An 11,506-nucleotide genomic window follows, 5' to 3' on the forward strand; every position below is an offset into this window, starting at 1 on the left:
AAGATTGGCATTTGATAAAAGGACAATTAGCAATAGAATATGAAGAAAGACTGAAAGGTTTTTAGTTCCTTTCAGTCTTCAAAATAATTTAAAAATTAATAATCAAGAGATGATAAATACACAAAATTATTTACACTCTCAGAAACTCCCTCTATCTGACTATTTTTTATTTTTGGTAAAAACTCATAGCTGAATAATTACATAAATTATCTTTTCTTTAATAAAGATTTACCAGGTATTCCAGGTTTTGTCATCTCAAATGGATTTAAGATAATATCCAAATCCTCTTTTGATAATAATCCTCTTTGTAAAACTATCTCAGCAACAGGTACACCAGTTTTTATAGATTCTTTAGCTATTTCAGCAGCATTTTTATAACCAATATGTGGGTTTAATGCTGTAATTATACCAACACTTCTATCTACCCAATATTTACAGTTAGTTTCTTGTGCAGATATACCTTTTAAACAGTTTTCTATAAATGTAACTATACCATTTTTTAGGATCTCTATTGATTGGAATATATTGAAGAATAAAACAGGTTCAAAAACGTTTAATTCTAATTGTCCAGCTTCAGCAGCTTTTGTAATAGTGATGTCATTACCAAAAATTTGGAAACAAACTTGGTTTAAAACTTCTGGAATAACAGGGTTTACTTTACCAGGCATAATAGATGAACCAGGTTGTTGTTGTGGAAGTAGTATCTCAGCAAGACCAGCTTTTGGTCCAGATGCCATAAGTCTTATGTCGTTAGCTGTTTTAGATAGGTTAACAGCACAAGTTTTTAGTGCTGATGATAACCAAACAAAACTATCAAGGTTTCTAGTTCCGTCTACAAGATCAGCAGATTGTTTGAAATCAAATCCAGTAACTTCTGAAAGTATTCTAACAACATTTTTAACATACTCCACATCAGCATTGATACCAGTACCAACAGCAGTAGCTCCCATATTAACATAAGTAAGCTCTTCAACTGCAGCAGATATTCTTTTAATATCTCTAAGAACAGGTTGAGAGAAAGCTCTAAACTCTTGTCCTAGTCTTATAGGTACAGCATCTTGAAGGTGTGTTCTTCCCATTTTTATAACGTGATCAAACTCATCTCCCTTAGCTTGTAAAGTATCATATAGATATTGTAAATCAACAAGTAGATCTTTTATTAAAAGCTGAACAGTTAATTTACCAGCAGTAGGAACAACGTCATTAGTAGATTGTCCATAGTTAACATGATCATTAGGGTGACATTTATCATATTTTCCTAACTCTCCACCTAAAATTTCATTAGCTCTATTAGCTATAACTTCGTTCATATTCATATTCATTGATGTTCCAGCTCCACCTTGGATAACATCAGTAATAAATTGATCTCTAAATTTTCCACTAATAATCTCTTCAGCAGCTTGTATCATTGCTCTTTCTACATCTTCAGAGATAACTCCAGCTTCAAAGTTTGCTCTTGATGTAGCTTTTTTAACATAAGCAAGTGCAGTGATAAATGTATCATTTAATCCATACCCTGTAATATGAAAATTATTTTTTCCTCTTAGTGATTGTACTCCGTAGTAAGCATCAACAGGAACTTGTAGTGTACCAATTGAGTCGCTTTCTAATCTATATTTTTCCATTCTAATCTCCTCCAACTTTTAGAAAATTTCCTATATATTATTATCATACTTTCATTTTGATCTTTTTTCAACCGAAAAATATGATTTTAGTTTCAAAAAATATATCAAAATATTATTGTTGGATATATTCATTAAATAATAATATATAAAATTAATAATTTTAAAAATAAAAATGAAAAATTTCAATAAAATAAAAATAAATTATCAAAAAAAATTTTTAAAAAATGTTTGAAAAATAGCTTGTATTGTTTCAAATAAGGGAAAAATAAAAAACTTTTTTCAAAGAAAATAGTATTGAATTATAAAAATTATAAATAGTGAAAAAATATTTTCAAATATAATTTTAACAAAAATAAAGATCAAATAATAACCAAAATTTTATGCGAGGAGATAAAAAAAACATAATTTTGGATAAAAATTACCAAAATTATGTTTTAAATTTAGTTTAGATATTCTGAAAATATAGAAAATTTAATTGCTTCAATTGAAATATCAATGTTACTTGTAATTTTAATTTTCAAGATATCGTTCTTATCAATTAGAGATTTAATAGTGTGATTGAATATAGCGTGGAAGTTTCTTTTACCAACTGGTAAAATCTTATTGACATAGTTATCTATCTTAAGTTGCTCAATAGCCACACAGTTATCTCCAGTAATAGTGACAGATATATTTCCCTCTCTATTAGGATCTTTTCTAGTGATGTTTTTAACTCTTATAACAACTTCTATCAAATCCTCTTTTTTTAAGGAGTTTGGAATAGTAACCTCTGTTTCATAAGTTCTATAGTCATTAGTTCTAAATTTATCACATATAAAATCGTATTGATTGATAGTTTGCTCTCCACAAATATCTATTTGCATAAGTTTTTTAATCTCTTCTACAGGAAGTTTTTTTCCTAAAAGATACATCAGTTTTGTAACAGCAGCCTCAGGTGTTAGGTCTACACCACTTATTACACCAGCATCAGTAAGTTTAGCACTAGCTTCATAGAGTCCCATTTTAACAAAACCTCTACTGCATTGTGTAATATCTACAATGACTATTCCTTTTGAGGAGATATATTTTAAAACATCTAAAAACTCTTTGTTTGTAGGTGCATTTCCATTTCCAAAAGTTTTTAATATAACTCCCTTTATATTGTTTGTTTCAAATATACTTTTTAAATAGCTTGGATTTAACCCTGGAAATAATTCAAGAATGACTACTTCATTATTTATGACAGGATCTATATAAAATTTTTCAGAAGATAGAGGTAGGATTCTATCTTTTATAACTCTAATATCTGCTCCTACCTCTGCAATAGTAGGATAGTTAGGAGAGGCAAAACCAAAGTAATTAGTAGCATCAATCTTTCTAGATCTATTTCCTCTCAAGAGTGTATCCCTAAAAAATATACAAACTTCTGGAACAAGTTTTACTCCATAGATCTCATTTCCAGCAATATGTATAGCAGTTATAAGATTTTGTAAAGCATCACTCCTAGAGAATTGAAGTGGTACTTGAGATCCTGTTAAGACAACAGGTTTATTTAGATTTTTTAGCATGAAAGACAGGGCTGATGCAGTAAAAGCCATAGTATCAGTACCGTGTAAAATAACAAATCCACGATATTCATCATAGTGTTTACCTATGAATTTAGCTAGATCCACCCAGATATCAGGAGACATATCTGAAGAATCTATAAGAGGATCAAATTGATAGTAATCAGTAGAATATCTATTCAAAATAGGATGCTCTTTAGTAATCTCATTCCAATCATTGGCAGGACGAAGAGGACTACTACTATCATTTTCATCACTATGGACCATTCCTATAGTTCCTCCAGTGTTAATTATCATTATTTTATCTAACATAACTCCTCCATTATCTTATTATTATTTTATTTGAGACAGAGTTAACATCTTCACAACCTGTTAGTATCATAGCTTGAACAAGTTGGTTTTTTAAAGTGTTCACTATTGTTGTAACTCCCTCTTTTCTTCCCCCGATAGATCCCCAGATAAGAGGTCTTCCCACTAGAACACCTTTAGCACCTAAGGCAAGGTATTTTAGGATATCAACTCCCTCTCTAACTGAACCATCAGCTAAAATAGTTAGTTTATCCCCAACTGCTTTAACAATATCTTCTAAAACTTCACAACTACTTTGACAATAGTCTAAAACTCTTCCACCATGATTAGAGACAACAATAGTGTCAACTCCAGCTTCAGCACAAGCAAGTGCATCCTCTACACACATAATACCTTTAGCAATAAATGGAAGTTTTGTAGAGCTTACTAACTCTTTTAGTTCAGAGATAGATTTAGGGCCAACAGGTTGTCCAAATAGTTTCATTGTAACTAAACCAGCACCATCCAAGTCAACTCCCACAGCAATAGCACCAGCTTCCTCAGCCATTCTTATTCTCTTTATTATCTCCTCATTACTTCTAGGTTTGATAATTGCTACCCCATAGCCATTAGCTTTTTTTATAGCTTTTAATCCAAATTCAAAGCAAGTTGGATCTCCAGTATCTCCAATCATACCAATAGTACCAGCTTCTAAACATCCAAGAATTACATCTTCACAGTATTCTTCTTCAGTAACTCCACCACCCATATTAAACTTAGTACCTGTAATGGGAGCCCCTAATACTGGGAAATCAATCTCTTTTCCCCAAATAGTAGTTTTTAAAATAGGATCTTTAGCATTATGAATTGTCTTTAGAATTAAGTTGATCTCTTTTAGTTTAGTGTAGTTTCTTTTGAAAGATGATGCACTTCCTGTTCCACCCATTCCAGGAACTTTTCCAGCACACCATACCCCATCACATACCTTACACAAGTTACAAAATCCTTTCATTTTCTCTTTAGCGTTTTCTTTTAAAGTATTTAATTCCAATTGAATTCACCACCATTTTGTTATTAATTCTCTAATTTTATGATATATCATTATAATTACAATGTCAATTGAAATAGAACAAATTAATAAAAAGTTGATATAGAAATTTAAAAAATATTGACAAAAAATGTAAAATAAAGTAATCTATGGATAATAAGAGAATTTTTTTAATACAAATTAAGAGAGGGTGGAAGAAACATGACAAGTAAAACTGTTGAAATCACAAATGAAACTGGATTACATACTAGACCAGGAAACGAGTTTGTAAGCTTAGCGAAAACTTTTTCTTCTCAAATAGAAGTTGAAAATGAAGCTGGAAAGAAAGTAAAAGGGACTTCTCTTTTAAAATTACTTTCATTAGGAATTAAAAAAGGAACTAAAGTGACTGTATATGCTGAAGGAGCCGACGAAGCTGAGGCAGTTGAAAAATTAGGAGACCTTCTAGCAAACTTAAAAGACTAATTTCACTACAGAAGGTACTTTTTATAAGTACCTTCTTTTTTATGAAAAAATAATTGACAATGATTGTGAGGGAAAAAATATGAGTAAAATAGTTAAGGGTATTGAAGCATCTCCTGGAATAGCAATTGGAAAGATATTTCTATATAAAGAAGCAGAAGTAACTATTGATGATAAGAGAAAATGCGATTCTGATTGTGAAAAAGAGAGATTATTAAACGGTAGAGAAAAATCAAAAGAGCAATTACTAAAAATCAGAGAAAAAACAGCTCAAAAATTAGGTGAGGATAAAGCTGCAATATTTGATGGACATATAACTTTATTAGAAGATGAGGATCTATTTGATGAAGTAGTAGAGATCATAGATGATGAAGAGATAAGTGCTGAAGCAGCATTACAAAGAGGAATAGATGAGTATTGTGAAATGCTTGCTAACTTAGAAGATGAGTACCTAAGAGAGAGAGCTGCAGACTTAAGAGATATCGGTAAGAGATGGATATACAACGTAGCAGGTGTAGAGATATTAGATTTAGGATCACTACCACCTAATACAGTAATAGCAGCAAAAGATTTAACACCTTCAGATACTGCTCAAATTGATCTACAAAATGTAGTAGCTTTCATAACTGAAATTGGAGGAAAAACTGCCCACTCTTCAATTATGGCTAGATCATTAGAGTTACCTGCAGTAGTAGGAACTGGAAATATTTGTTCATTAGTCAACAGTGGAGATACTGTTATAGTAGATGCTTTAAAAGGTGATATAGTAATAAATCCAACTGAGGAAGAGATTGCAAAATATCAAGAGAAGAGAGAAAACTTCTTTGCTGAAAAAGAGCTTTTAAAACAATTAAAAGATAAAGAAGCTGTATCAAAAGATGGAATAAAAGTTGGAGCTTGGGGAAATATAGGTTCTCCAAAAGATATAGAGGGATTATTAAGAAATGGAGCAAAGGGAATAGGATTATATAGAACTGAATTCCTTTTCATGAATAATGATAGATTCCCAACTGAAGATGAGCAATTTGAAGCTTATAAGATAGTTGCTGAAAAGATGGAAGGAAAGCCAGTAACTATAAGAACTATGGATATAGGTGGAGACAAGTCTCTTCCATATATGCAATTACCAAAAGAGGAGAACCCATTCCTTGGATGGAGAGCAATCAGAGTATGTCTAGATAGAACAGAGATTTTAAAAACTCAATTTAGAGCTTTATTAAGAGCTTCAGCTTTCGGATATATTAAAATAATGCTTCCTATGATTATGGATATTACAGAGATAAGAAGAGCTAGAGCTATACTAGAAGAGTGTAAAGCTGAGTTAAGAGAAGAGGGAGCTAAATTTGATGAAAATATAGCTTTAGGAATAATGGTAGAAACTCCAGCAGTTGCTTTTAGAGCTAGAAGTTTTGCTGAAGAGGTAGATTTCTTCTCAATAGGAACAAATGACTTAACACAATATACATTAGCAGTAGATAGAGGAAATGAAAATATTTCTCACCTATACAACACATATAATCCAGCTGTTTTAGAAGCAATAAGAATGGCAATAAAAGGAGCTCATGAGGCTGGAATAACAATATCTATGTGTGGAGAGTTTGCTGGAGATGAAAATGCAACAGCTATCCTATTTGGAATGGGATTAGATGCATTCTCAATGTCAGCTATTTCAATACCTAGAATTAAGAAGAATATAATGTCTTTAGATAAAGCTAAATGTGAGGCTTTAGTAGAAGAAGTAATGTCACAAAAAACACCAGATGAAGTTTTAGAAGTTGTAAAAAAATTCAATAAAGAGAACATGAGATAAAAAAATATTTTTAGAGTTACCATTGTTATGGTAGCTCTTTTTTTATGGGGAGTTGTAAAGGGGATAAAAAATAATTTAAAAACTACTTGAAAAAGTATATCTTTTATGTCATAATACTACATATAGTAAAAACTTAAAAAGAAAAACAATATATATTGTATTAGGAGGAAAAAATGATAAAAATATATGGAAAAGAGAATTGTAGCAGATGTCAAACAATAAAAGGGATATTAGATGAGAAAAAAGTAGCTTATGAATATAGTGATGATTTAAAAACTCTTATGACTGTGGCTAGTAAAGCTAGAATAATGTCAGCACCTGTTGTAGAAAAAGATGGCCAGTATTACACAATGGAACAGTTTTTAGAGGCAATGTAATGAAATGGGTTGTGAATAGAGCAGGGATAAAAGAGGAATTAGATATAAAAAAAATAAGAGAGAAGTTAATAAAAGCCTGTGATGGATTAGAGGTCAATATGGTGGAGTTAGAGAGCCATATAGATGCTATATATCAAGAGGGAATAAAGACAAAAAAGATACAGGAGACATTAATAAATCAAGCTGTTAGCATGGTCAGTTTTGAAGAGCCAGATTGGACATATGTAGCTGGAAGACTTTTGATGATGGAAACAGAAAGAGAGGTCTTTCATAAAAGAGGATTTTCATATGGAAAGTTTTATCAAACTATAGAGATACTTACAAAAAAAGGTGTTTATGATAGTAGATTGATGGAATTTTCTAAAGAAGAGATAGATATATTAGGAAACTATATAGCTCCAGAGAGAGATATGTTGTATGATTATGCTGGTGCTAATATGTTGGTAAATAGATACTTGATGAAATATAGAGGAGATATTTGTGAGTTACCCCAAGAAGTATTTATGTGTATAGCAATGTTGTTAGCTTTAAACGAGGAGAACAGAGTTGAAGTAGCAAAACAATTTTATAATGCTCTATCTTTGAAAAAGATATCATTAGCTACTCCGATTTTAGCTAACTTGAGAATACCTCAAGGAAATCTATCTTCATGCTTTATAACAGCTATTGATGACAATATAGAGTCTATTTTTTATAACATAGATACAATTGCTAAGATCAGTAAAAATGGTGGAGGGGTAGGAGTAAATATCTCTAGAATAAGAGCAAAAAACTCAATGGTAAATGGTTATTATAATGCTAGTGGTGGAGTAGTTCCTTGGATAAGAATAGTAAATGACACAGCAGTTGCAGTGAATCAGCAAGGGAGACGTGCTGGAGCTGTTACAGTAGCCTTAGATACTTGGCATTTGGATATTGAAAAGTTTTTAGAACTACAGACAGAAAATGGAGATCAAAGAACGAAAGCTTATGATATATATCCACAAGTTGTTGTTTCAGATCTATTTATGAAAAGAGTAGAAAATAATGAGAGCTGGACATTGATTGATCCATATGAGATAAGAATGAAGTATGGTATTGAATTGTGTGAACTATATGGAGAGGAATTTGAGAGAGTATACACTGAAATAGAAGGAGATACTACCCTTCAATTAAAAAAGAGTATAAAAGCAAGAGAACTATTTAAAGAGATTATGAAGGTACAGATAGAGACAGGAATGCCATATATTTTCTTTAAAGATAGTGCAAACAGAATGAATCATAACCAACATATGGGTATGATTGGAAATGGAAATCTATGTATGGAGAGCTTTTCTAATTTTTCTCCAAGCAAAAATTATAGAGAGAGATCAGAGAAAGAGGAGCAAGGAGTGAGAAGTGTAGATCTAGGAATGGTACATACTTGCAACTTAGTTTCTATGAATTTGGCTGAAATAGAGAAAGAGGAGTTAGAGGAGATTACAAAAATAGCAGTTAGAATCTTAGATAATACAATAGATCTAACAGAGACTCCGATTTTAGAGTCAGATAGACACAATTCTCACTATAGAACAATCGGTGTAGGAACAATGGGACTTGCTGACTATATGGCTAAAGAGTTTATGATATATGAAGAATCTTTGGAAGAGATAGATGCTTTATACGAGAAGATAGCTCTTTATACAGTAAAAGCTTCAGCACTTTTAGCTAAGGAGAGAGGTGCATACAGATACTTTGAAGGATCTATGTGGGATAGAGGAGTATTTTTTCAAAAAGATCAAAAATGGTATGAAAATAATTCTCAATACTCTAAAGAGTGGCAGGAAGTATTTGAGTTGGTTAAGAGATATGGTATTCGTAATGGAGAGTTATCAGCAGTGGCTCCAAATACATCAACTTCTTTATTGATGGGAGCAACAGCATCTGTAAATCCAACTTTCTCAAGATTTTTTATAGAGAAAAATCAAAAGGGAGCTGTACCAAGAGTTGTAAAATATCTAAAGGAGAGAGCTTGGTTCTATCCAGAATTTAAAAATGTAGATCCAAAAATCTATGTAAAAATGATGAGTAGAATAGGAAAATGGACAACTCAAGGTGTATCTATGGAACTTCTTTTTGACTTGAATAAAAATATAAGAGCTAAAGATATATTTGAAACTTTTTTGACAGCTTGGAAAGAGGGGTGCAAATCAGTTTATTATATTAGAACAATTCAAAAAAATACCAATATAGTTAATGAGAAAGAGGAGTGTGAAAGTTGTAGTGGATAGGAAAAAACTGTTTAATCCTATGGGAGTGGACACACTAACTGAAAGAAAGATTATAAAGGGAAATAGTACAAATATATTTAATTTAAATAATGTAAAATATGGTTGGGCTAATCATCTTTATAGAACGATGATGGGAAACTTTTGGATACCAGAGAAGATAGATTTAACACAGGATAGAGTTGATTATAATAACTTGACATCATATGAAAAAGAGGCATATGATGGAATACTATCTTTTTTAATCTTTTTAGATAGTATACAAACAAATAATATACCAAATGTTTCAGATTATATTACAGCTCCTGAGATAAATTTGATTTTATCAATTCAAACATTCCAAGAGGCTATACATTCACAGTCATATCAGTATATAATAGAATCTATTCTACCTAAAGAAACAAGAAACTATATATATGACAAATGGAGAGATGATAAGGTATTATTTGAGAGAAATAGCTATATAGCTGAAATATACCAAAAATTTATAGAGAATCCAAGTGATGAGAATTTTGCAAAGGTTATGATAGCAGATTACCTATTGGAATCACTGTACTTCTATAATGGATTTAATTTTTTCTACCTACTAGCAAGTAGAAATAAGATGATGGGAACATCTGACATAATAAGATTGATAAATAGAGATGAACTTTCTCATGTAGTTATATTTCAACAGATGATAAAAGAGATAAAAAATGAAAATCCTAATTTTTTCCAAGAGGATAGCATTTATGAGATGTTTAAAAAAGCTGTTGAACAGGAGATTATCTGGACAAACCACATAATAGGAGCAAATATTTTGGGAATAACAGAAAAGAGTACAGAGGATTATACTAAATGGTTGGCTAATGAAAGACTTAAGGGGATTGGATTAACACCAATATATGAAGGATACAGTAAAAATCCATACAAACATTTAGAGAGATTTGCTGATACAGAGGGAGATGGAAATGTAAAGGCTAATTTTTTTGAAGGAACTGTTACAAGTTATAATATGAGCTCTTCTATTGAAGGTTGGGACGAAATATAGTATAAAACTTGACTTTTAATATTTGTTAATATATAATCGAAGTATAAAGATCATAGGCTACCTTACAGAGGTAGCTTTTTTTCTAAATACTATTAGAGGAGGTTATATGTTTTTAATAGAGAAAATAATATCAATGACATTAATATCACCATTGTTAATAATTATACTATTATTAATTATTGGGGTGGGAAACATCTTCAATAGAAGGAAAAAATCTGGATTAGTGCTAATAATTATAAGTGTGATACTATATTGTGCTTCTACAGATTGGATAATAGATAAAAAGATATATAAATTAGAAAGTAGTTATCCAGTTGTATCAGAAGAGGAGCTATCAAAGGGGGAGGCATATATATTACTCGGTGGAGGAATAATAACTACAACTGTAGAGGGGAACATTCCTGGAGTACTGGCAACAACAAGAATTTTAAAGACAGCAGAGTATTATAGAAAATATCCTAAAAAAATATATATTTCAGGGGGAACACCTCTACAAAATCAAGAGAGTGAGAGTTCAGTGTATGCTAGAGAGCTTAAGGAACTTGGAGTTAAAGAAGAGGATATTATAATAGAAGAAAGTAGTAAGAATACAAATGAAAATGCTCTATTAATAAAGGAAAAATTAGAACAAGATGGAGTAAAAAATGTAATATTGATAACTTCAGCAACTCATATAAAAAGAAGTATGTTTATTTTTCAAAAGAAGTTAGACGGGGTTAATATCTATCCAGCACCATGTAATTTCTTAGCTTCACAAGAAAAAGAGAATAATTTTTATTACATACCAAAATACTATAATTTTTTAAAATTTCAACTTTGGTTATGGGAAACAGTGGGAAATACCTATTATAAAATAAGATATTAATATAGAAAAAAGGAGAAAATTTTACTTGTAAAGTAAGACTTTCTCCTTTGTTGCTTTAGTTCTAGAATTTCATTTTAGAAAAATGGTTTTTTCCAGCTCCACAAGGTGGACATACCCAATCTTCAGATACTTCAGCAAAAGGTGTACCAGCAGGGATACCATGCTCCACATCTCCAACAGCAGGATCATAAACATATCCACAAACTTCACA

9 protein-coding genes and 1 pseudogene are annotated in these 11,506 nt (G+C 31.0%); 6 read left to right on the forward strand and 4 right to left on the reverse strand.

Going from position 1 to position 11,506, the window contains the following annotated elements:
* Positions 1–206: 206 nt before the first annotated feature.
* The 3 genes and pseudogenes from QZ286_RS05305 to QZ286_RS05315 form a co-directional block, all read right to left on the reverse strand.
* Positions 207–1,625: an aspartate ammonia-lyase gene (locus tag QZ286_RS05305; RefSeq protein WP_291255934.1), complete on the reverse strand. Its 1,419-nt coding sequence runs from the start codon at positions 1,623–1,625 to the stop codon at positions 207–209.
* A gap of 830 nt (positions 1,626–2,455) precedes the next feature.
* Positions 2,456–3,481 (reverse strand): annotated as a pseudogene (locus QZ286_RS05310) (asparaginase); the annotation flags it as partial.
* Positions 3,482–3,491: 10 nt separating this feature from the next.
* Entirely contained in the window at positions 3,492–4,508 is a 1,017-nt protein-coding gene (locus tag QZ286_RS05315) for an alpha-hydroxy-acid oxidizing protein (RefSeq protein WP_291255936.1), read from the reverse strand.
* A gap of 198 nt (positions 4,509–4,706) precedes the next feature.
* Here QZ286_RS05315 and QZ286_RS05320 point away from each other — a divergent pair, with 198 nt between their 5' ends.
* From QZ286_RS05320 to QZ286_RS05345, 6 genes are all read left to right on the forward strand, one after another.
* A complete protein-coding gene (locus QZ286_RS05320) occupies positions 4,707–4,970 on the forward strand; it encodes an HPr family phosphocarrier protein (RefSeq protein WP_176846374.1) in 264 nt (87 codons plus the stop codon).
* A gap of 79 nt (positions 4,971–5,049) precedes the next feature.
* Entirely contained in the window at positions 5,050–6,777 is a 1,728-nt protein-coding gene (gene ptsP / locus QZ286_RS05325) for a phosphoenolpyruvate--protein phosphotransferase (protein ID WP_291255937.1), read from the forward strand.
* A 173-nt stretch (positions 6,778–6,950) separates the two neighbouring features.
* Positions 6,951–7,154, forward strand: coding sequence for a glutaredoxin domain-containing protein (locus QZ286_RS05330; protein ID WP_291255938.1), 204 nt, complete (start codon positions 6,951–6,953; stop codon positions 7,152–7,154).
* The gene (locus QZ286_RS05335) at positions 7,154–9,403 is read left to right on the forward strand and encodes a ribonucleoside-diphosphate reductase subunit alpha (protein WP_291255939.1); all 2,250 of its coding nucleotides are present in this window, start codon (positions 7,154–7,156) and stop codon (positions 9,401–9,403) included. Before QZ286_RS05330 ends, QZ286_RS05335 begins: the two co-directional genes overlap by 1 nt.
* On the forward strand, positions 9,396–10,430 hold the full coding sequence (locus QZ286_RS05340) for a ribonucleotide-diphosphate reductase subunit beta (protein WP_291255941.1): 1,035 nt from the start codon (positions 9,396–9,398) through the stop codon (positions 10,428–10,430). The genes QZ286_RS05335 and QZ286_RS05340 overlap by 8 nt, the downstream gene beginning before the upstream one ends.
* 106 nt (positions 10,431–10,536) lie before the next feature.
* Complete coding sequence (locus QZ286_RS05345) at positions 10,537–11,295, forward strand: YdcF family protein (protein ID WP_291255940.1); 759 nt, start codon at positions 10,537–10,539, stop codon at positions 11,293–11,295.
* A 61-nt stretch (positions 11,296–11,356) separates the two neighbouring features.
* On the opposite strand, the gene QZ286_RS05350 is transcribed toward QZ286_RS05345, so the two are convergent.
* Positions 11,357–11,506, reverse strand: a 150-nt coding sequence (locus tag QZ286_RS05350) for a rubredoxin (protein WP_291255942.1), incomplete at its 5' end; no start/stop codon positions are given.

Source organism: Fusobacterium sp. (assembly GCF_019012925.1).
Classification (GTDB): Bacteria; Fusobacteriota; Fusobacteriia; order Fusobacteriales; family Fusobacteriaceae; genus Fusobacterium_A.

Coding starts and splice junctions, on each gene's coding strand:
- QZ286_RS05305 (WP_291255934.1), bottom strand. CDS start 1,625: ATGGAAAAATATAGATTAGAAAGCGACTCAATTGGTACACTACAAGTT.
- QZ286_RS05320 (WP_176846374.1), top strand. CDS start 4,707: ATGACAAGTAAAACTGTTGAAATCACAAATGAAACTGGATTACATACT.
- ptsP (WP_291255937.1), top strand. CDS start 5,050: ATGAGTAAAATAGTTAAGGGTATTGAAGCATCTCCTGGAATAGCAATT.
- QZ286_RS05330 (WP_291255938.1), top strand. CDS start 6,951: ATGATAAAAATATATGGAAAAGAGAATTGTAGCAGATGTCAAACAATA.
- QZ286_RS05335 (WP_291255939.1), top strand. CDS start 7,154: ATGAAATGGGTTGTGAATAGAGCAGGGATAAAAGAGGAATTAGATATA.
- QZ286_RS05345 (WP_291255940.1), top strand. CDS start 10,537: ATGTTTTTAATAGAGAAAATAATATCAATGACATTAATATCACCATTG.